At 61.7% G+C, this 20,627-nt stretch carries 17 protein-coding genes; 7 read left to right on the top strand and 10 right to left on the bottom strand.

Annotation, left to right across the window (positions count from 1 at the left end; all coding sequences use genetic code 11):
• Positions 1-2 precede the first annotated feature (2 nt).
• From NPS46_RS17785 to NPS46_RS17765, 5 genes are all read right to left on the bottom strand, one after another.
• Complete coding sequence (locus NPS46_RS17785) at positions 3-407, bottom strand: VOC family protein (protein ID WP_274109398.1); 405 nt, start codon at positions 405-407, stop codon at positions 3-5.
• Positions 408-429: 22 nt separating this feature from the next.
• Complete coding sequence (locus NPS46_RS17780) at positions 430-855, bottom strand: YciI family protein (protein ID WP_274109396.1); 426 nt, start codon at positions 853-855, stop codon at positions 430-432.
• A 110-nt stretch (positions 856-965) separates the two neighbouring features.
• Entirely contained in the window at positions 966-1,925 is a 960-nt protein-coding gene (locus NPS46_RS17775; protein WP_274109395.1) for a quinone oxidoreductase family protein, read from the bottom strand.
• Between the two features lie 83 nt (positions 1,926-2,008).
• Positions 2,009-2,803: an AraC family transcriptional regulator gene (locus NPS46_RS17770; RefSeq protein WP_274109394.1), complete on the bottom strand. Its 795-nt coding sequence runs from the start codon at positions 2,801-2,803 to the stop codon at positions 2,009-2,011.
• A gap of 16 nt (positions 2,804-2,819) precedes the next feature.
• Positions 2,820-3,986 carry a PilT/PilU family type 4a pilus ATPase gene (locus NPS46_RS17765; RefSeq protein ID WP_274109393.1) on the bottom strand — a complete coding sequence of 389 codons (1,167 nt, stop codon included), beginning with the start codon at positions 3,984-3,986 and terminating at the stop codon, positions 2,820-2,822.
• A gap of 126 nt (positions 3,987-4,112) precedes the next feature.
• On the opposite strand from NPS46_RS17765, the gene NPS46_RS17760 reads away from it, so the two are divergent.
• Together NPS46_RS17760 and NPS46_RS17755 are read left to right on the top strand one after the other, a co-directional pair.
• Entirely contained in the window at positions 4,113-6,650 is a 2,538-nt protein-coding gene (locus NPS46_RS17760) for a PAS domain-containing hybrid sensor histidine kinase/response regulator (protein WP_274109392.1), read from the top strand.
• Between the two features lie 58 nt (positions 6,651-6,708).
• Positions 6,709-6,984 (top strand): peptidylprolyl isomerase, encoded by a 276-nt coding sequence (locus NPS46_RS17755; protein ID WP_007932676.1) that lies wholly within the window; start codon positions 6,709-6,711, stop codon positions 6,982-6,984.
• A 3-nt stretch (positions 6,985-6,987) separates the two neighbouring features.
• Here the strand turns inward: NPS46_RS17755 and NPS46_RS17750 are convergent, their stop codons facing one another.
• The 5 genes from NPS46_RS17750 to NPS46_RS17730 all read right to left on the bottom strand — a co-directional run bounded on the left by NPS46_RS17750 (position 6,988) and on the right by NPS46_RS17730 (position 15,471).
• On the bottom strand, positions 6,988-9,240 hold the full coding sequence (locus NPS46_RS17750; RefSeq protein WP_274109565.1) for an ATP-dependent DNA helicase: 2,253 nt from the start codon (positions 9,238-9,240) through the stop codon (positions 6,988-6,990).
• On the bottom strand, positions 9,237-10,925 hold the full coding sequence (locus NPS46_RS17745) for a VRR-NUC domain-containing protein (RefSeq protein ID WP_274109374.1): 1,689 nt from the start codon (positions 10,923-10,925) through the stop codon (positions 9,237-9,239). The genes NPS46_RS17750 and NPS46_RS17745 overlap by 4 nt, the downstream gene beginning before the upstream one ends.
• Before the next feature lie 56 nt (positions 10,926-10,981).
• Positions 10,982-12,391 carry a PLP-dependent aminotransferase family protein gene (locus tag NPS46_RS17740; protein WP_274109372.1) on the bottom strand — a complete coding sequence of 470 codons (1,410 nt, stop codon included), beginning with the start codon at positions 12,389-12,391 and terminating at the stop codon, positions 10,982-10,984.
• A gap of 2 nt (positions 12,392-12,393) precedes the next feature.
• A complete protein-coding gene (locus NPS46_RS17735) occupies positions 12,394-13,878 on the bottom strand; it encodes a hypothetical protein (protein ID WP_274109370.1) in 1,485 nt (494 codons plus the stop codon).
• A gap of 567 nt (positions 13,879-14,445) precedes the next feature.
• Complete coding sequence (locus NPS46_RS17730; RefSeq protein WP_274109368.1) at positions 14,446-15,471, bottom strand: zinc-dependent alcohol dehydrogenase family protein; 1,026 nt, start codon at positions 15,469-15,471, stop codon at positions 14,446-14,448.
• 228 nt (positions 15,472-15,699) lie between these two features.
• On the opposite strand from NPS46_RS17730, the gene NPS46_RS17725 reads away from it, so the two are divergent.
• From NPS46_RS17725 to hxsA, 5 genes are all read left to right on the top strand, one after another.
• Entirely contained in the window at positions 15,700-16,614 is a 915-nt protein-coding gene (locus NPS46_RS17725; protein WP_274109366.1) for a LysR family transcriptional regulator, read from the top strand.
• A gap of 346 nt (positions 16,615-16,960) precedes the next feature.
• Positions 16,961-17,260: a His-Xaa-Ser system protein HxsD gene (hxsD, locus tag NPS46_RS17720; RefSeq protein WP_122436946.1), complete on the top strand. Its 300-nt coding sequence runs from the start codon at positions 16,961-16,963 to the stop codon at positions 17,258-17,260.
• Positions 17,257-18,744, top strand: coding sequence for a His-Xaa-Ser system radical SAM maturase HxsB (gene hxsB, locus NPS46_RS17715; RefSeq protein ID WP_274109363.1), 1,488 nt, complete (start codon positions 17,257-17,259; stop codon positions 18,742-18,744). Before hxsD ends, hxsB begins: the two co-directional genes overlap by 4 nt.
• Positions 18,744-19,979: a His-Xaa-Ser system radical SAM maturase HxsC gene (gene hxsC, locus NPS46_RS17710; protein ID WP_274109361.1), complete on the top strand. Its 1,236-nt coding sequence runs from the start codon at positions 18,744-18,746 to the stop codon at positions 19,977-19,979. The genes hxsB and hxsC overlap by 1 nt, the downstream gene beginning before the upstream one ends.
• On the top strand, positions 19,976-20,584 hold the full coding sequence (hxsA, locus tag NPS46_RS17705; protein ID WP_274109359.1) for a His-Xaa-Ser repeat protein HxsA: 609 nt from the start codon (positions 19,976-19,978) through the stop codon (positions 20,582-20,584). Before hxsC ends, hxsA begins: the two co-directional genes overlap by 4 nt.
• The last annotated feature ends 43 nt before the right edge of the window (positions 20,585-20,627 follow it).

The raw sequence follows: 20,627 nt of genomic DNA, 5'->3' as shown, positions 1-20,627 counted from the left end.
CCTTACTCGCAGTTGACCATCCACGAAACGCCGAAACGATCGACACACATGCCAAAACGCTGGGCCCAAAAGGTCTTGTCCAGCGGCATGCGCACTTCGCCACCTTCGGACAGCGCGGCAAACACCCGGTCGGCCTCGGCCACGCTGGCAACATTGACCGAAATCGAGCAGCCCTGCATCGGGCCGGTAGGCACCCCCGGCGGGCAGTCCGAGCCCATCAGCGCCTGGTCGCCCAGGCTCAGGTGTACGTGCATGATCTTGTCGCGATAGTGCGCAGGGATATCGGCGCAGGCCGGGCTTTCGCCAAAGGTCTTCAGCAGATCGAGCTTGCCACCCAGGGCCTCGGCATAAAGACGAAAAGCGGCTTCACAGTCGCCGCTGAAGACCAAGTAGGGGTTGATTTTCATGGCATGACTCCTCGGCAGGCGGTCAGGGTTTTGCGGCCAGGCCGGCACGCAGGCGGGCTTCCTGTTCACGCAGTTCAGGGGTCAGGTGCTCGCCGAAATCCTCGGCTTCGAATAGCGGCCGAATCTCGATTTCGGCATCGCCGACCATCGGATTCGGGCAGCGCAGCACCCAGTCGATGGCTTCCTGCAACGAAGCCACGTTAAAGATCCAGAACCCCGCGACCAAGGTGCCGGCATTGCTGAAGGGGCCGTGAGTGACATGGCGTCGACTCCCGGAAAAATGCACTCGCGCGCCCCGCGAGCTGGGCTGCAAGCCTTCGCCTGCCAGGATCACTCCCGCCTTGGCGAGTTCCTCGTTATAGGCCCCCATGGCGCTCAGCAACGCCTGGCTGGGTAATTGCCCGGCCTCGGACTCCGGGCTGGCCTTGATGATGATCATGAAGCGCACGGTGTTGTCTCCTGGCGGCCAGTGAATAACCAGGCCGTGCGAGATCGCGCACGGCCGGTGTATTCAAAGGTTTAGCCCAGGGCCGGCGGTCGCGCCTGCACCGCCCGTCATCACGGCACCAGGATGACCTTGGCGCTGGCACCGCGGTCGACTTCGGCATAACGCGCTGGACCGTCGGCCAGAGGCGACTCCACCAGGCCGTTCGGCAGCGGCAGCAGGCCACGGTCAAAATAGCCGCCGAACTGCTCCAACATCCGCGCACACGCGGCGCAGTTGTACAGCAGCGTATTGGTGCCGATCAACGCGCCGCCCTTACGGTAGAGACCCAGGGCCGGCAACTGCACATGACCGTCCAGGGGCGCTGCAATGATCGCGATCCGCCCAAACACCGCCAGGGCCGAGACCGCTGCCGGCAGCCAGTGCCCCGTGGTATCGAACACCACCTGCGCCCCACCGGGGAACACGCTCGACACCTGCTCGCCCAGCGCCTCGGGGGCCTGCAACTCGATCACCGAGTACCCGCAGGCTTGCAAGGCCTGCGCCTGTTCAGGGCGACGCACCGCCGCCAGTACCCGCGCCCCGCGGATCTGCGCCAGGGCCAGGGCCGCCCGGCCCACCGCGCCATTGGCGCCAATCACCAGCAAGGTGGTGCCGGGACCAACCTGGCTACGCTCCAGCGCATCCCAGGCGGTGGTATAGGGCACCCCCAGGCTCGCGGCCTGGGCAAAGCTCAGCGACGCCGGCTTGAGCGCGACGCCGTCGGCCGGCAACGTCAGGTAGGCCGCATGGGAGCCGTCACCGGTAAAACCCAGGTCGCTGCCGGTGCCCCAAACCGCCTGGCCCAGCAGATGCTCGGGGCCCTGGACGACGACTCCGGCAAAATCCCGACCAGGAATACGCGGCAGCGTGGTGTAGGGAAAACGCCCGAGCACATTCTTGACATCGCTGGGGTTGAGGCCGGCGGCCTTGACGGCCACCAGCACCTGGCCGGCAGCCGCCTCCGGCTGGGGCACTTCAACATAGTTCAAGGCCGCCAGGTCGCCGGTCCGGGAGAATTGCAGGGCTTTCATCAACAGGGCACTCCATCGAAGGTTTCAGCAGAGAGCGCCAGTCTATGGCCGAGCATCCAGGGGCATCGGCCAAAGACTTCAGCCTATCGGCCAACCCTGTGCGCTGCGCCCGGATACTCCAGGTAGTACGAGGGCGAATGGCCCAGTTCACGGCGGAACATGTCGCTGAAACTGCTTGGCGAGTAGCCCAGGTCGTGGGCGATAGCACTGACGGCCCGCCCCTCGATCAACCCGCCCAGGGCCATGGCCAGTTGCACCTGCCGACTCCACTGGGCGAAGCCCATCCCCAATTGGCTCTGGAACAGCCGCGTCAGGGTCCGCACGCTGGCCCCGGCATCGAGCGCGTGCTGCTCGAAGGCGATCGCCAGCGAGGGCTGGGCCATCACCGCACGGCACAGGCTGAGTAGCCGCCGGTCCGAGCCATCGGGCAACGGCACCCGCAGTTGGCTGCGGGGCGCGCGACGCAGTTGCAGCACGGTCAATTCGGCCAGGGCCTGGTAATACGCGGGATCGGCGTCCTGCTCTTGCGCCACCAGGGCCACAATCAGTTCGCGCAACAGGCCATCGACCTCGATCACCTGGACCTGCGATTGCAGAGTCGCTGCCAGCGCCGGGCGCAGGTAGATATTGCGCATCTGCAATTCGGCAATCACCCGGATGCCATGCTCGACCCCCGGCGGCAGCCAGACCGCCCGCTGCGGCGGCACCACCCAGGCTTGCTGCGGCGTCTCGACCCACATCACCCCGCTGATGCCGTAGAGCAACTGCCCCCAGTCATGCTGATGGGGTTCGATCAGCCAGCCGCGCGGGTAAGTCCGCGCCAGTGGCTGCACAGGCACGACAAGCGCGGCAAAGTCGGGCGGAGCGGCGTGAGCCATGGCAGCGGGTTATTCCTTAAGTCGGGCTGTCGCCATCGTCAACCAGCCCCCAGTCCTTCATATCGACTTCACTGGCCGCCACCGGTGCGGCAGGTGCAACCGTTGGCTGGGCGGTGATGGCGCCGTCATGGTGCAGCTTGAGGCGCAAGCGCAGGTTGTTGACCGAATCGGCGTTCTTCAGGGCTTCCTCTTCGTCGATCGCGCCCTCGACCACCAGGTCGTACAGGGCGCTGTCGAAGGTCTGCATGCCCTGGCTGACGGATTTCTCCATGATGCCCTTGAGCTCGTCGAACTCGTTGCGCTTGATGAAGTCACGAATGGTCGGCGTGCCCATCATCACTTCCACGGCGGCCCGGCGCTTGCCGTCCAGGCTCTTGACCAGCCGCTGGGAGACAAAGGCCTGGAGGTTGTTACCCAGGTCATTGAGCAACTGCGCACGCCGCTCCTCCGGGAAAAAGTTGATGATCCGGTCCAGCGCCTGGTTCGCGTTGTTCGCGTGCAGGGTCGAAATGGCCAGGTGCCCGGTGTCGGCAAAGGCCAGGGCATGCTCCATGGTCTCGCGGTCGCGGATCTCGCCGATCAGGATCACGTCCGGGGCCTGGCGCAGCGTGTTTTTCAGCGCGGCGTGGAAGCTACGGGTGTCGACCCCCACTTCTCGCTGGTTGATGATCGATTTCTTGTGCCGGTGAATGTACTCAACCGGGTCCTCGATGGTGATGATATGCCCGCTGCTGTGGCGGTTGCGGTAGTCGATCAGCGCCGCCAGGGAGGTCGACTTGCCCGAGGCGGTGGCGCCGATAAAGAGGATCAGGCCGCGCTTTTCCATCACCACGTCGAGCAGGACCGGCGGCAGCTTGAGGTCCTCGAAACGGGGAATTTCCAGCTTGATATTGCGCGCGACGATGGACACTTCATTGCGCTGTTTGAAGATATTGATCCGGAACCGCCCGACCCCGGACAAGGAAATCGCCAGGTTCATTTCCAGGTCACGTTCGAACTGCAGACGCTGTTCGTTGTCCATGATGCCCTCGGCAATGGCCGCTACCTCGCCGATCTTCAGGGCTTCGCTGCCCAGGGGCTTGAGCACGCCATTGAACTTGGCACAGGGCGGCGCGCCGGTCGACAGGTACAGATCCGAACCGTCCTGGCTGGCCAGGATCCTCAATAGCGCATGAATTTCCATAGAAAAAAACGTCCGTAAAACAGTCGAATGGGATAACCGGGCATGGCTACGGCTGTGCTGGGTCCCGCAAGCCTCTATGATATTGAACCCAGGCGCAATTCAAAGCTTCACGCTCAGGACCGCTAGATGACTCTACCTCCCGCCGGCGACAGCACCGCCAGCCTGCTTGCCCGCCGAGCCTGGGCCAATGGCCCCCTGGGCGCTGCCACCCAATGGCCGCAAAGCCTGCGCACGGCGGTGGACATCGTGATCCACTCGCCCATGCCGATGCTCCTGCTCTGGGGCCCGCAGCTGACCCAACTCTATAACGACGGCTTTGCCCGCCTGATCGGCGACAAGCATCCCCACGCCTTTGGCCAGGACGCGGACCTGAGCTGGCCGGAACTCAAGGCCTTCACCGACCCGATCTACCAGGCGGTGTTCCAGGGCCAGGTGCGCAGCTACAGCGAACAGCGCTTTATCCTGCAACGCGACGGGCAAACCTACGAGCTGTTCCTGGACCTGACCTACAGCCCGGTCCGCGACGAAAGCGCGCAGGTGGCCGGCGTGCTGGTCACCGCCATCGAAACCAACGAACGCCGGCGCATCACCTCGGAACTGCAACAGCGCTCCGACGCCAGCGCCAAGGCCCGACACGCCATCGAGGAACGCCTGCAACTAGCGGTCGCAGCCACCGGTTCCATGGGCACCTGGGACTGGGACATTATCGAAGACCGCTTTATCGCCGATGCCAGCTTTGCCCAGATGCACGGGATCGACCCGCTGCAGGCCGAGGCCCTGCCCATCAGCGACTACTTGCTGGGGATCCACCCGGATGATCGCGGCATGGTCGCGCGCAGCATCAGAGATTGCATCACCCACGGCCGCGAATACGCCGAGGAATATCGTCTGCAGCGCCCCGACGGCCAGGTGCGCTGGATGTTCGCGCGCGGTCGCTGCTACAAGAACGCCCACGGCAAACCCTCGCGCTTCCTCGGCGCGGCGCTGGATATCAGCGAGCGCAAAACCACCGAGCAGGCCCTGCGCCAGAGCCAGACCGAGCTGCAACTGATCATCAACGCCATGCCGGTGCTGATCGGCTATGTCGATCACGAGGAGCGGTTTCGCCTGAACAACAGCGCCTATCTCGACTGGTACGGCAAGACGCCCCAGGAGCTGTACGGCAAAAGCATTCGCGAAGTCCTCGGCGATGCGGCCTACGCCACCCGGGCCGACTACATCGCCGCCGCCCTGGCCGGCAAGCCCTGCACCTTTGCACTGGACTCGGCCCATCGCGACGGCCGTACCCGCCACGCGCTGATGAAATACCTGCCGCGCTACGGCCCGGATGGCTCGGCCAATGGTTTCTATATCTTCGTCAACGATGAAACCGAGCGCCGCCAGACCGAGCAGGCCCTGCTCAATCTCAATGAGACCCTGGAGGAACGGGTCGGCGAACGGACCCATGCCCTGGCCGAAGCCAACCTGCGCCTGCAAAGCGAAATGCAGGAACGCGCGCGCGCCGAAGACGCCCTGCGCCATGCCCAGAAGATGGAGGCGGTCGGCCAGCTCACCGGCGGCATCGCCCACGACTTCAACAACATGCTCACCGGCATCATCGGCAGCCTGGACCTGATGCAGCGCTATATCGCCGCCGGGCGCAGCGCCGAGATCGGCCGTTTCACCGATGCGGCCGTGGCCTCCGCCCAACGTGCCGCCGCCCTGACCCACCGCCTGCTGGCCTTTTCCCGCCGCCAATCGCTGGACCGCAAGCGCCTGGAGCCCAATCAGCTGGTGCAGTCGCTCGAAGAACTGTTCAGCCGCACCAAGGGCGAACATATCGAGCTCAAGGTCTGCCTGGGCAAGGACGTCTGGCCGGTCAACAGCGATGCCAGCCAACTGGAGAACGCCCTGCTCAACCTGGTCATCAATGCCCGCGATGCCATGCCCCATGGCGGCGTGCTGCGGGTGGAAACGGCCAACAGCTACCTCAACGGCAGTGATATCAATACCCTGGAGCCGGTCAAGGCCGGCGACTACGTGATGCTGTCGGTCAGCGACAACGGCACCGGCATGAGCCCCCTGATCCTGGCCAAGGCCTTCGACCCGTTTTTCACCACCAAGCCCATCGGCCAGGGCACCGGCCTGGGGCTGTCGATGATCTACGGCTTTGCCCAGCAGTCCGGCGGCCATGTGACCATCGAGAGCCAGCCGGGCCAGGGCACCCGGGTGTGCCTGTACCTGCCACGCCATCACGCGGCAGACCCGCACAGAACGCCCCTGCCCAGCGACGTCGAGGCGCCCTATGCCCAGGCCGGCGAGAGCGTTTTGCTGGTGGAGGATGATCCGGCCGTGCGCATGCTGGTCCTCGATGTGCTCGAGGAACTGGGCTATCACGCCCATCAGGCCGGCGATGCAAAAAGCGCCCTGGCCCTGCTTGAATCCGAGCGACGCATCGACCTGCTGGTGACCGATGTCGGATTGCCGGGCATGAATGGCCGGCAACTGGCGGAAATCGCCCGCGAACAGCGGCCCGGGCTCAAGGTGCTGTTTATGACGGGCTACGCGCAGATGGCGGCTGAGCGCCAGGGGTTTCTCGACACCGGCATGGACATGATCGCCAAGCCGTTTTCCATCGATCTCCTGGCCAACAAGATTCGGCAGATGATCGGCCAACCGCGCTGATCTTCAGGCATAATCGCGCGCCCCGCCGCCTGCAGCAACGTCTCAAGGTACCGTGTCAATGAAAGCTCAAGCCCGTCATATCCTGGTGAAAACCGCCGAAGAAGCCGAGCAACTCAAGCAACGCATCGCCAAGGGCGAGGCCTTCGATGTACTGGCTAAGAAATATTCCACCTGCCCGTCCGGCAAGCGCGGCGGCGACTTGGGCGAGGTGCGCCCGGGGCAGATGGTCGGGGCCATCGACCAGGTGATCTTCAAAAAACCGCTGCGCACCGTACACGGCCCGATCAAGAGCAAGTTCGGCTATCACCTGGTCCAGGTGTTCTACCGCGACTAGGCCTTAAACGCCCCACCAGGCCGGCAGCAAGCGCCGCACCCGGGCCTCGGTGAAACGGTCGTCGATCAGCACCACCACGCCGCGATCCTCGGGCCCACGAATCACCCGCCCGGCGGCCTGCACGACTTTCTGCAAGCCCGGATACAGGTAGGTGTAATCGTAGCCCGCGCCGAAAATCGCGCCCATGCGCACCTTCAACTGCTCATTGACCGGGTTCAGCTGTGCCAGCCCCAGGGTCGCGATAAAGGCCCCAATCAGGCGCTCTCCCGGCAAGTCGATCCCTTCGCCAAAGGCCCCGCCCAGTACCGCGAAGCCAATCCCGCAGCCGCCCACCTGGAAACGCTCGAGAAAGGCCTGGCGCTCGCCTTCGTCCATCCCCCGCGATTGCTGCCAAATCGGCACCTGAGGATGCCGCTCCGCCAGCAACGCAGCCACCTGCTGCAGATAATCGAAGCTGCTGAAAAACGCCAGGTAGTTGCCGGCCTGTTGCGCGTATTGCTCGGCGAGCAGCTCGACAATGGGCTTCAGGGACGCCTGCCGATAGGCGTAACGCGTGGAAATATGACTGACGATCCGCAGGTCCAACTGCTCGCGCTGGAACGGCGACTCGATATCGACCCAGGCGGTATCGCCGGGCAGCCCCAGCAGATCGGCGTAGTAGTGCCGGGGGTTGAGCGTGGCCGAAAACAGCACGCAACTGCGCGCCGCGCTCAGGCGCGGGCGCAGAAAATCGGCCGGCACCACATTGCGCAGGCACAAGCGTGAACGACTGCGCCGCCCGCCCGCCTCGCGCTTGCTGATATCGAAGAGAAAATGCTCGTTGAACGCCTCGGCCACCCGGGAAAACTGCAAGGCTTCGAAATAGAAGCTCTGCAAATCGCCTTGCAATGCCTGGGGCTGTTCGTTGAGGTAGTCGCCAATCGCCGAGAGGCACTGGGTCAGGGCCAGCAACCACTTGCCCGGGGCTTCGGGATAGGCCTGATAGGCGCTGTCCTGCGCCTTGTGCAGGGCGTTCCATTCACGGTGCAGCCGCTGCAAGGCCTTGGCCAGCGGGGCGGGTGCGGCCTGGCGCACGGCGTCCAGGCGCTGCTGATCGAGACTGGCGCTGTACATCTGCCGGCCCCGCTCCACCAGGTTGTGCGCTTCATCCACCAGCACCGCGACCCGCCACTGGCTGGCCTGGGCCAGGCTGAACAGCAAGGCGCCAAAGTCGAAGTAATAGTTGTAGTCGGCAATCACCAGATCGCTCCAGCGTGCCATCTCCTGGCTCAGGTAATACGGGCACACCTGGTGGGCCAGGGCAATCTCGCGCAGGCCGGCCTGATCGAGCAGCGCTACCTGGCTGGCGGCCTGGCGCGCGGCCGGCAGGCGCGTGTAGAAACCCCGCGCCAGTGGGCAGGAGTCGCCATGGCAGGCCAGCTGCGGATGTTCACAGGCCTTGTCGCGGGCGACCATTTCCAGCACCCGCAGCGGCAATTGCGGATTTTGCCGAAACAGGACATGCGCCGCGTCCAGGGCCAACTGGCGACCAGGGGTCTTGGCCGTCAGGAAAAACAGCTTGTCCAGTTGCTGCGGCACCAGGGCCTTGAGTAGCGGAAACAGCGTGCCCAGGGTTTTGCCAATGCCGGTGGGCGCCTGAGCCAACAGGCAACGGCCGGTGCTGACCGCCTTGTACACCGACTCGGCCAGGGCCCGCTGGCCCGGGCGAAAATCGGCATGGGGGAACACCAGGGCCTGGGCCGCCCGGTCACGCGCCTCGCGATGGGCCAGCTCCTGCTGCGCCCAGGCGAGAAACGCCGTGCACTGGGCGACGAAAAAGGCCTCCAGTTCGACCGCGTGGCACTGCTCTTCGAGACGGGTCTCGCGCTCGCTGACAATATCGAAATACACCAGCGCCAGCCGCACTTCAGTGCACTGCAGCTCCCGACACAGCAGCGCGCCATAGACCCATAACTGCGCGCGATGCAGCTGCCGATGGTTGGCCGGCTGTTTCGCCAGGTCGCCCCGATGGGTCTTGATCTCTTCCAGGCAGTGACTCTGCGGGTCATAGCCATCCGCACGGCCACGGACCTGCAACTGCTCGAACACCCCCTCAAGCAACCGCTCGCTCTGGTAGTCGGCACTGCGCCGGGCCGCCACCGTGCGGTGCCCGCTAATGCCTTCCTGGGCCGTTGGGGCCGGCGTAAAGCGCAGGTCCAGGTCACCGGTCTTGGCGGTGAACTCGCACAACGCCCGTACAGCGATCTGATAACTCACGGACATGGCGGCGTCCAGCGCACATAGCAGACCGTGACCGGCATGCCGTGGGTGGCGCAGAACTCCAGCCAGCGCAGTTGATTGTCCTGCAGGCGATCGCCCGGGCCCTTTACCTCGATCATCCGGTAGCGATGCTGGCCGGGCCAGAACTGGATCAAGTCGGGCATACCCGCGCGATTGGCCTTGATATCTTCCAGCAGGCGCAGGAACCACAGCTGCAAGTGCGCCGCGGGCAGGCAATCGAGGGCCTGTTCCAGCAACTCGTCGCTCAGCAGGCGCCAGAACACAAAGGGCGATTGCAGCCCGTACTTGCTTTTGAAGCGCTCGCTGATGGTCTGCCGATAACGCCCGTCGGCCAGCTCAGCCAGGCAGTTGGCGAACAATTCGGCCCGTTGCGGGTAGAAATCATCGCTCAGCAAGTCCACCGGGGCGCTCTGGAACGGATGGAAAAAAGCCCCTGGCAAGGGTGCAAAGATCGCCGGCCAGCACAACAGGCCGAACAGCGAATTGATCAAGCCGTTCTCGACGTAATGCACCGGCCCGCACGCCTCGTCCAGATGCTGCTGCACCCGCTGCTCCACCGACAATGGCAACTCGCAGAGGACCAGCTCCAGATCGAGACGCTCGACCGGCCGGACCGCCGACCGGGCCCGTGGCATCTGGCCCAGCTTGCGTTGCAGACGCGGCAGTTGGCGCTGGACCTGCTGGTATTCAGCGGCATTATGCGGTGCCTGTTCTGCCTGCTCCGCCAGGGCCAATGCGGCGCCATACTCCCCTTCGCGCTCAAGCACCCGAATCAACCGCACCCGTGCTTCGCGGTACACACAGGCGCTATAGATCGCCCGCGCTGTCGGCCAGTCGGCCTGGCGCTCGCAGTGCTGGCCCAGCTGGAACAGCAGTTTGTCGCGCCGTCGCTCCAGCCAGGGGTTGTCGCTGCCAAACGACTCGATCAGGCGCAACACCTCAGCCACCGGCACAGCGCTTTCAAAGGCCTCGCGGCACGCCTGCAGGTAGAGATAAGCGTCGATATCGGCGCGACTGCGCAACCCACGGGACTGGGCCGAGAACTCGACTTTCTCATAGCTCAGCACGCCCAGATCGGCGAGTACGAACTCCGACCAGTCCTGGTACAGATTGCCGAAATACATCAGCCGCAGCCGATCGCACAACGGCCTGAGGGTCAGCGTCAATAGTTGCTCGACCAGAGCCGGGCACCACTGATCGAACCGCTGCGCCTGCGGGAACAGGGGCGCCAGCGCCTCGAACAAGGCGGTTTTCTTCAGCGTCGCGTGCGGGATCGAGGCCTTGAAGACCTGCACGATCTCGGCCTTTTGCAGCAGCGCAAACAGTGCATCCAGCGTCAGTGGCGCGTGGCAGTCAAGCCAACCCAGGTCTATCAGCGGGGCCGCGGCCTCGGCCACCTCGGGGATCTCCACGTAGCTCAACTTGCCCTGACGAAAGTGCACGCCCTTGCGCATGATCAATCGCACCAGCAAGGCCCGGGACGGCTTGGGCAACTGGCCAAAGGCGCAGATAAAGTCCAGCTCCTCGGCCACCAACAAATCGCCATAGCGCTCGGCCAGCCAGGCGAGCGCCTGCTCGAAATTAGTCAGGTAGTAGAAGGGATCATCGAAAGGATTGAGCGTCACGAGAGCAGCGGACCATGGCAAATTAATACTGTTCATGCGTACAGATATCAGTTCGCTTGCATCCCGGCAAACAGTATTGGATAGGCGGGCGCCTAGCCGTGCGTTTCGCTACGCACGGCATCGGCCAGCAGCTTGATTGCCCGCTCGAGGTTCTCGGGGCCATCCAGTGTGCCACTGAGGCGCACATACTGCCGATACCTGCCCTCCAGGCTAAACAATTCACCCGGTGCAATCACGATGCGCTGCCCCAGCAATCGCTCGAAGACCTGGCGTACATCCACCTGCTCGGCCAGGCGCAGCCAGATCGTCGCCCCGACCTGGCTGACATGGAGTTCGAGGCAAGCGTCCAGATGCACCTCCAACCATCGGGTCATGACGTTCATGCGCTCGCGTAACACCTGGCGCAATTGCGCCAAGTGCTGATCGACCTGTCCGCTGCGGTACAGACGCGCAATCGCTTTCTGACGGGTTGGCGAGAGGCGAAACGCGCGCAACAGAAAATGGCGCTGGAGCTCAGCGCGGAAATGGCGCGACAGCAGATATCCGAACGGCGCCTCCGAGCCCATGACCTTCTCCAGGCTGGAGAACACCAGCAATCGATCCGGATTGACCAGTTCACGCAGGCGAACCACTGGCTGCTGGTGACACAGACCGCCATGGCAGTCGTTTTCCAGAAGCCAGATCTCACGCTGATGCAGCAGCTCGGCCAGTTGGCAGCGTGCCTCCAGCGTCGGCATCACCCACTGAGCCATACCGGCGGTAGAAGACATCAGCAACAGGCGAACCGGCTCACGATCAAGAATCTGCTTCAGGACGCTCAGCTCGCGATGCCCATCTGCATTCAGCGGCCACTCGATCACTCTGACACCGCCGGCCTTCAGCAGACGTAGGAGCACCCAGTCGCAAGGCGACTCGACCACCACCGTACTGCCTTCCAGCGCCAGCGCGGCCACCAGGATTTCCAGCACGCTGCGCAGATCCGCGCCAATATAGACGTCCTCCGCATGCCAATAGCGCTGGGGCGAAGAGGTATAGCGTACAGCCAGCGCCGTGCGCAGTTCAGGTTCGCCAAATGGCTGAAAGTACGACAGCGAACGGCGCGGATACTGGCGCGCCAGTTCACGCTCCAACATCCGCAACGGGTCATCCAGGGGCAGCAGCGCGCCGGGTTCGTCGCAACAAAGCAGCACCATCCTGGGTCGTCGCGAATACACGTAGAGGCGCTCAAGCACATCCTGGACCCCGTTGCACAAGGGGCCACCATGCACTGGCAAGGCGTAGTAGCCGGACTTGGCCACTGAATAGATGCGCCCTTCCTTCTCCAGCAGCGAATAGGCGTACTGGATGGTCGAGATCGACACATTCAGCCGCTCGGCCAAACGGCGCAAGGACGGTAGCTTGACCCGGACATGGCTGTCCGTGGCATTGATCAGGCTGACCAGATAGCGGTAGACCGCCTGGTAAGCAAAGTCACTGCGTTTCTTGCCACTCGCTCGGGACACCCTCAACGCCCCGACAACAGAACTTTGGCCGAGTCGCCAGTGGCACAATCGATCACGGTGACACGGTGCTTGTCAGGGTCGCTACAGCGAATGCGCGCGATCAGGTTGTCAGGGTCATTGAAATTCACACGTTGCATGCGGTACAGGCTCTGCAGAGAGAGCAGGGACAGTCCACTGATCCGAGTCAGCCACCGTATCGCTTGCTCGGACGCCGATTGAGCCATCAGCGCCCGGTGCAGTTCGGCCAAGGCCACGAGCATGCCGGGATGCACCTGCCGCAGGTAGTTTTCCAGCCCTTTGCCGCGGTCGACAAAAGGGCTGAACAACAGGCACACCAAGCTATGCTCGTTAAGCCCGAAGGCATCCTGTGCGTAGGCAGCTGCCAGGCCACGGCGGGCTTTGATCTTCTGCGCCGAATCATAGGCACTCAGCGCCTGCTCGATCAGAAACGCTGGCATCCGTTTTTTCCGCATGAGTGCTTCGGCCAGTTGCAGGTACTCGCCGATGCCCACGGAGTAGCTCAGCCCCCTGACCTGCTCGGCCTGCAATCCGCGCAGATGGGCCATCAGCAGAGGGTTGGCGCAGTCGGATTCGCTGAAATGGAAGGACAGGTCATCGAAACGAAACCCGAGAAACTCCTGCAGCAACGACCAGCGTAACTCCAGCGGCGCGCCGATCAGGTCATGCAGGCCCATAAACAGTGTCGGCCGCACCGCCGCCGGCAGAGCAGCGACCGGAACGGCTTCGGGGTCGCCTAACTGCCGCTGATAGTCGTGGCGCAATTGGGCACAGGTCTGCCCGAATGAAGCCAGGTCCATGACCCTGGCCCGCCGTGGTTCGCCAGGTGTCCGCGCGACCCGCGAGAGCCAAGCCAGATAGCGCTTTTGCTCTCGCACTGAATCGCCACTGACCAACAAATCGACCCCGCCCTCCCACCGACTGGCGCGCAGGTACAGATCGCTCATTGTCAGGTAACAGTGATTGCAGAAGCTGGAACGACCGTCCCCCGCCGTCAGGTGGGCATTGATCAGCAGGGTGCTGCGATGCCGGTCCCGGCTGGCCACGTCGATTGCGCTCTGATGTGAAAAGGGCTGCACCTGATCGTGATCGATCATCAGCAACTCGACCCGCGGATCGTCGTGGAGAAACAGCGCGCTGTATCCGCGCTGGATATTGCTCATGACCACAGAGGTCACTCCCGGATGGCGCAACGTGGCGACGCGCAAAGCAAATGTCGCAGGCGAACGGGCAGCAATGCTCAATTGTGCCGCTCGCAACAGGGCCAGGGTATAGCTGCTGTCCTTGCCACCGCCGTGGGCCAGCAGAACCTTATAATCGGCTATACGGTCCAGCCCGCCTGCCGTAACAATCAAACGCTGGCACAAGAGTTGAAGTGCCGCCCGTTCAGAACGTCCGAGATAACTAAGCAAGCGCTGCAGTACTTGTTTATAAACATAGGTCATGGCTTGCTGATGAATGGAGTTCATAACATCCTTATCGATACTGAGCCTCCATGTAGCGTCATGAAGACTCGACACACCGGCCAACTCCCGACCCCTGCTAATTTCAAATGAGAAGATACCTTTGAAGACAGGGCCAGACGGTAAACACAATGTTGTGTAAAAGTGCGTAGCGGTGCACCATCTGCAACCCGCAGCCGCCTTTTCTGGTACCTTCAAGCGGGGCCAACAGCTTGACCAAGAATCAGAGAGCTCGAGCAAAAGATGGCGATTGCCCCAAGCACTCCGAACCGAACAACAACTAAGAATTTATACGTAGGCGTTTCGCCACAACTAAAAACTTACTAGCGATTATCGGCGCCAAATGCATAATTAAAAGATACAGATCTGCGGAATAAACCCACTCAGTTAAGCAAACCGAAGCCACTGTAAAGTTGACTAATCCAACAACAAGCCGCTATCAGACAGACTGAGTCGCGCCCATAAAAAAACACCTCGCCAGTACGGCAAGGTGTTCTCAGTTATCCAGCAGCGAACATTGACGAGGTCTAAAAGCGAAACCAAGAATCGACCTACAAAAACAAGCTAAAAGACCTACTCAACAGTTCCAACCGTGAGCACCGCCCTTTCGCGGCATGGGCAGCCATCCATGTAGCGGTGCGCTTCGACAAACTGCTCGAAGGCAAACACCTTGCTCGGCAGTGGCAGCAACACCCGGTCGGCGGTCAACTGGTTGATTTCACGCAGGGCCCGCTGGAGTGCCGCCTGATCCTGGGCAATGCCCAGTTCCGGCTTGCCGGTAAAATTGCCGATACAGTGCACAAAGAACTGGATGTTCTTCTGGAACGCTGCACAAGCCGGGAACGGGGTTTGATTACCACCCTGCAGGCCATACAACACCAGGCTGCCACGAGGAGCCAGCACATCACCGAGCAACGACATCTGCGGGCCGCCCAGGCCGTCGAATACGGCATCGACCCCGCGGCCGTCGGTGAACTTCTGGACCTGCATCAGCAGATCCTGCTCCTCGGTCACAATCACTTGGTCGGCGCCCAGCGCCAGCAGGCAATCACGCTCGCTGGCCAGCTTGGTCGCCGCCAACACCTTGAGCCCCAAGGCCCTGCCCAACTGCACAAAACAGGGACCGGCGCAGTGGCTCGCATCGGTGACCAAAACGCTTTGCCCCGGCTTGACCCGTGCCAGATCAACCAACGCGAAGTAGGCAATCAACAATGGCGTGTAGTGCACGGCGGCTTCCACCGGGCTCAACACATCCGGATAACGGGTCAACGCCGTACGCGGCAAGATCACCTGCTCGCCATAGACGGGGTAATCATTGGCGCTCTGCGCCGGGAAACTGGCGACCTTGTCGCCGATCTTCAAATCCTCGACACCGGCGCCCAGCGCCGTGACCACGCCGGCCATCTCATGGCCGATACCGGCAGGCAGGCGAACCTGGGACGAAGCCAGGTTTTGCCGCCAAAGCACGTCGTACCAGCTGATGCCGATGGCTTCGACGCCCACTTGCACTTCACCGGGCCCCGGCGCAACGACGCCGTGCTCTTCGCACTTGAGCACCTCGGCCGGACCAAACTTGTGAAAACGGATCATGCGGGACATCGCAAACCTCGTCAGAAAGAACCTCAATGCCCTGAACTCTATCCGGGCTTTGCAAGCAAAACTATCAGTGGCCGTTAATAGTCGACATGCCTGGCATTGATGCCGGGGCCACCGGTAAAAGTGAATTAGCCGGTGCAGAGTACCAGCCTTTGCCCGTAAGATTCACCCCGACCTTCCATTGCCCGGGGTCGCTCTCATCAAGTTTAAGTGACTCAGCCAGGACTCAAGATGAACCGGAACGACCTGCGTCGCGTCGACCTGAACCTGTTGATCGTATTCGAAACCCTGATGCATGAACGCAGCGTGACCCGTGCCGCCGAGAAGCTGTTCCTCGGCCAGCCGGCGATCAGCGCCGCGCTCTCGCGCTTGCGCGGACTGTTCGACGACCCACTGTTCGTGCGCACCGGACGCAGCATGGAACCCACTGCCCGGGCGGTGGAGATCTTCGAACTGCTGTCGCCGGCCCTGGACTCGATTTCCACCGCCGTCAGCCGCGCAGCCGACTTCGACCCGGCAACCAGTACCGCCGTTTTTCGCATCGGCCTGTCCGACGATGTCGAATTTGCCCTGCTGCCGATGCTGCTCAAGCGCCTGCGCGCCGAAGCCCCTGGCATCGTGCTGGTGGTGCGTCGCGTCAACTACATCCTGATGCCGGCGCTGCTCACTTCCGGGGAAATCTCCGTGGGCGTCAGCTACACCACCGACTTGCCGGCCAACGCCAAGCGCAAAGTCCTGCGCCGCAGCCAGCCCAAATTATTGCGGGCCGACAGCATGCCCGGCGCCCTGAGCCTGGACGACTTCTGCGCGCGCCCCCATGCACTGGTGTCGTTCGCCGGCGACTTGAGCGGCTTTATCGACGAAGAACTGGAAAAGCTCGGCCGCAAGCGCCATGTTGTGCTCGCCGTGCCCCAGTTCAATGGCCTGGGCACCTTGCTGGCGGGCACCGATATCCTGGCCACGGTACCCGACTACACCGCCGAGGCCCTGACCGCCGCCGGCGGCATCCGCGCCGAAGACCCACCCTTGCCGATGCGCACGTTCGAGCTGCATATGGCCTGGCGCGGCTCCCAGGACAATGACCCGAGCGAACGCTGGTTGCGGTCGCGGATTCAGATGTTCTTTGGGGATCCTGAGAGTCTTTAGGGGTCGTCTAACAGGCTGTTCAGCTGATCATTTTTGCCTTTCCACAAACCATGGAGCTCCATTCACTTCCAGTGGATTGCTACATTGGGGGCATATTTGAGGGCATGCTTTGGATGGTTTGAAAAGGATGCCCCCAGCCTGAGGCCAAGCAGGCTATTGATGAGGATGGGTGGACTGAGGGAGATATGAACCCTCGGCCCTACCCCGTATCAATGGCCGAGCCGTAGTGAGCGCACCACCCACCACGCTGGACAAATGCGTGCAAATGCAAAAAATTATGATGGCATAATGCCTAAGCAACCTGCAAAATCCACACGTTTCCAGCGGATTTGAAGGAGCGGTTCCGATGACATGGCCAGTCACGCTGAAACTCGACAGCGCAGCCTACCCGCTCAGCGTGGTGCAACGCGCCGCTTATTCCCTGGCCGACACTGTCGCGATCCAGGTCGGTATTGAAACCAATCAGATAAGCCTCACGGCCCACCCCGCTGAAGCAAGGCTAACGCTTTCCCCGGAGCAGGCTCACTCGCTGATCCTCCAGCATCTGAACGACTTCGCCCTACGCGACCACATCAACCGCGAAACAGCAGGGTTGCGCGAAGTCCTGGCCCGAGCCGCGCTCGCTGGATGTGGGGTTTCGCAGTGACACTGATTGCGACAGACGCCAAGCACTACCGCTTGCTGCCTTTTCGATTCATGCGCATGAACTCGGGAAATGACCGTGACATCCTGCTCACCTCCGATACCGGTGAGTACATGCACGTGAACGACGCGCAATTACGAGCCCTCAGTTACTTCGACGTTCAAGCAAGTACGCCTTTCTACAAGGACCTGCTGGCCCGCCACTTCATCTACGAACCAGGCCGCCACGACCCGTTTCCAGAAATGGCCGCGCAGTATCGCAGCCGCAAGGACTTCCTCTTCCATGGCCCTGCACTGCACTTGTTCGTGGTTACATTGCGCTGCAACCACACCTGCCAGTACTGCCAGGTGTCGCGGGCCCCTCTGGGAGGATCCGGCCACGACCTATCGGAAGCGGATGCGCAGGCGGCGGTCGATCGCCTGTTCGAATCGAACGCTCCCGCCTTGACTGTGGAGTTTCAGGGTGGCGAGCCGCTTCTGGCCTTCGAGCGCGTCCGCCAGATTGTCGAATGGGTCGTCGAGCGGAACGTGGTCGAACAACGGGATATCCAGTTCGTTATCACCACGACGCTGCACCACCTGACGGAGAAAATACTCGACTTCGCAGAACAAAATCGCATCCAGTTTTCGACCTCGCTCGATGGGCCGGCGCCCTTACACAATGCCAACCGCCCTACCCCGTCACGAGACTCCTACGAACGCACTGTAAAAGGCATCCAGTGGGTCCGTGAGCGCCTTGGCCATAATGCAGTTTCCGCGCTGACCACGCTGACTTCAAGAAGCCTCGAGCAGCCTGAAGCGATCATCGATGAGTATGTAAACCAGGGCTTCTCCAGCATCTCGCTTCGACCTCTGAGCCCTTATGGGTTTGCCACCAAGAGTGCCCATCGACTTGATTACCCTATTGAGCGATACCTGGCCTTCTACAAGAAGGCACTGGCCTATTTGCTGCATATCAACCAACAGGGCGTATACCTCTCAGAGAGTTATACGAGCCTGTTGCTGAAGAATATCCTGACACCCTTCTCCTCCGGATATGTAGACCTGCGCTCCCCTGCGGGCGCAGGCACTGCGGCGCTGGTTTACAACTATGACGGTTACGTCTATCCCTCGGACGAAGCCCGAATGTTACTGGAGATGGGTGAAGACGGCTTGAGGCTCGGCACAGTGCAGCAACCATTGCCTGAATTACTCGCATCGCCCGTTATGAATGCGTTGCTCGCCAGTGGCGTAGCAGAGGCGCTGCCGGGCTGCTCCGACTGCGCACTTGTTCCGTACTGTGGTGCTGACCCCGTCGAACACTATGCCCGCCAATCTGACCCGATCGGACACCGAGTGTTCAGCAGCTTCTGCAAGAAGAACATGGGGCTGCTGAAGCATCTTTTCGTCCTGCTTTGCGATGGCGACGACAACGTGCAAAGGGTGCTGCTGTCTTGGTTGAACAGGCGCTCTTACGACGATGTCCGGTTCCCGGGTTACAGGGGCTGATGGCGATGCTGCGCAAAGATACCCACTTCGAAATCCATCACCTGAATGAGCCGAAACTGCTCAAGGTCATCACTCTGGATGAGTTCATCGAACAAGGCCTGGCTGTTTGTGCCGGAAGCGCTGAGTTCGGTGACCTGCTGCTTTGGCTGCCAAACGAAGAACGGCTACGGAGCCCTCACCTGCTCTCTTTACCAGTGGGTGGATTCCTGATCCCGGAGCCATTGATCGGCGACTTCGACAGCGCGCGGCCACACCTGCACACCCCTAAAGATGCGGATGTCGTGCAGCCCGGCGATGTCATTGCCATCACACCAGGCAACGCGATGGTGCGAGTGCTCTATCGACGAGGCTCAGACAGCAACCTGCTGTTCATGACTGATCGTTGCAACAGCCTCTGTCTGATGTGCTCGCAGCCGCCCAAAGATATCGATGACCGTTGGCACATCGAGGAGAACCTACGGCTGATCGACCTGATGGACCCGGGCGAGGAAAATCTGGGAATCAGCGGCGGAGAACCAACGCTTTATCGCGACGGCCTGCTCGAAATCCTGGCCAAGTGCAAAGCCGTTTTGCCGCAGAAATCCATTCATGTGCTCAGCAACGGGCGTCTGTTCCAAGACCCTAGCTGGATCGCAGCGCTCTCTGCAATCGGCCACCCTCAGTTGAGCTGGGGCATCCCGATGTATGCCGACAATGCCGAAGACCATGACCATGTGGTGCAGGCTCCAGGCGCGTTCAGCGAAACCCTGCAAGGTCTTTACAACCTGGCGCGCGCCAACCAGATCATCGAGATACGCGTGGTGCTCAATCGCCTGACCACTCCACGCTTGCCCGAACTCACCCACTACGTGTTCAGGAACCTGCCCTTCGTGCGGCATGTTGCGCTGATGGGTATCGAAAGTACCGGCCTGGCCAGGAAGAACTACGAAGAACTGTGGGTTGACCCGCTGGACTATCAAGAGTCGTTGAGCCAGGCCGTTTATTTCCTGTTCAACCGCGGAGTGCCGGTTTCGATCTACAACTTGCCCCTGTGCCTGATCCCGGCCCACCTCTCGCGCTTCGCCCGCCAGAGCATCTCGGACTGGAAGAACCTGTTCATCGATACCTGCCAGCAATGCGCTGCCGTCAAACATTGCTCTGGCTTCTTCAGATCCCACACCGACCGCTGGCAGAGCCGCGGCGTACAACTACTATCGACCGAGGCCTTTAGCGCCTATGCAAGGAGTGCACAGTGAAATTGCTCGACCGCTGGAAAGTCCTGATCAGTGGGATCAGCTTGCTGCCAATGGCAGGTACCACCCTGGCACAGGCGGGCCATCTGTCGCTCGCCGATGCGAACTGGCAACCCAACGACAAGCTACAGCCCCCGGTATTTGCCGATACGCTCAATGCGTCAGACACCGTCAACATCTATGCGGCACATCGATCGCACAGTTCGCACCGATCCCACAGTTCGCACAGTTCTCACTACAGCGGCTCGGGTGGCTATAGCGCACCTCGCTACTACAGCCCACCCGCTACCAGTACCCGAAGCTACAGCGCGCCGAGTGCTTCGAGCAGTACGTCAAGCAGCAACAGCCTTTATCAGTCGTCTGGCACTACCAGCGGGACAAGTTCGAGCACTTCAAAGAGCCGCGCGACCAATGAGCAGAAAAGCAACCTGGTCACCCGTGTGCAGACCGCGCTGATGGTGCGCCAGTATTACCAAGGCACCATTGATGGGGTGATGGGCAAGGCGACACGAGGTGCGTTGATGGCCTTTCAGATGGACAGTGGGCTGACCGTGAATGGCCGGATGGATACGCCATCGCTGAATGCGTTGGGTATCAAGATTCCATAAATCGCTTCAGGTTAAAGCTAGCGTCCGTTCAGTAACGAAGGAA

This window comes from Pseudomonas putida (genome assembly GCF_028682395.1).
Taxonomy (GTDB): domain Bacteria; phylum Pseudomonadota; class Gammaproteobacteria; order Pseudomonadales; family Pseudomonadaceae; genus Aquipseudomonas; species Aquipseudomonas putida_AB.
The sequence above is the reverse complement of the archived record's forward strand: the minus strand, read 5'-3'. Positions and strand labels throughout refer to the sequence as shown.

What these genes read in the sequence shown, in the direction of transcription:
- NPS46_RS17725 (WP_274109366.1), top strand. Translation starts at nt 15,700, where the DNA reads ATGAACCGGAACGACCTGCGTCGCGTCGACCTGAACCTGTTGATCGTA.
- NPS46_RS17760 (WP_274109392.1), top strand. Translation starts at nt 4,113, where the DNA reads ATGACTCTACCTCCCGCCGGCGACAGCACCGCCAGCCTGCTTGCCCGC.
- NPS46_RS17775 (WP_274109395.1), bottom strand. Translation starts at nt 1,925, where the DNA reads ATGAAAGCCCTGCAATTCTCCCGGACCGGCGACCTGGCGGCCTTGAAC.
- NPS46_RS17755 (WP_007932676.1), top strand. Translation starts at nt 6,709, where the DNA reads ATGAAAGCTCAAGCCCGTCATATCCTGGTGAAAACCGCCGAAGAAGCC.
- hxsC (WP_274109361.1), top strand. Translation starts at nt 18,744, where the DNA reads ATGGCGATGCTGCGCAAAGATACCCACTTCGAAATCCATCACCTGAAT.
- NPS46_RS17765 (WP_274109393.1), bottom strand. Translation starts at nt 3,986, where the DNA reads ATGGAAATTCATGCGCTATTGAGGATCCTGGCCAGCCAGGACGGTTCG.
- NPS46_RS17730 (WP_274109368.1), bottom strand. Translation starts at nt 15,471, where the DNA reads ATGTCCCGCATGATCCGTTTTCACAAGTTTGGTCCGGCCGAGGTGCTC.
- NPS46_RS17770 (WP_274109394.1), bottom strand. Translation starts at nt 2,803, where the DNA reads ATGGCTCACGCCGCTCCGCCCGACTTTGCCGCGCTTGTCGTGCCTGTG.
- NPS46_RS17735 (WP_274109370.1), bottom strand. Translation starts at nt 13,878, where the DNA reads ATGAACTCCATTCATCAGCAAGCCATGACCTATGTTTATAAACAAGTA.
- NPS46_RS17785 (WP_274109398.1), bottom strand. Translation starts at nt 407, where the DNA reads ATGAAAATCAACCCCTACTTGGTCTTCAGCGGCGACTGTGAAGCCGCT.
- NPS46_RS17745 (WP_274109374.1), bottom strand. Translation starts at nt 10,925, where the DNA reads ATGAACAGTATTAATTTGCCATGGTCCGCTGCTCTCGTGACGCTCAAT.
- hxsD (WP_122436946.1), top strand. Translation starts at nt 16,961, where the DNA reads ATGACATGGCCAGTCACGCTGAAACTCGACAGCGCAGCCTACCCGCTC.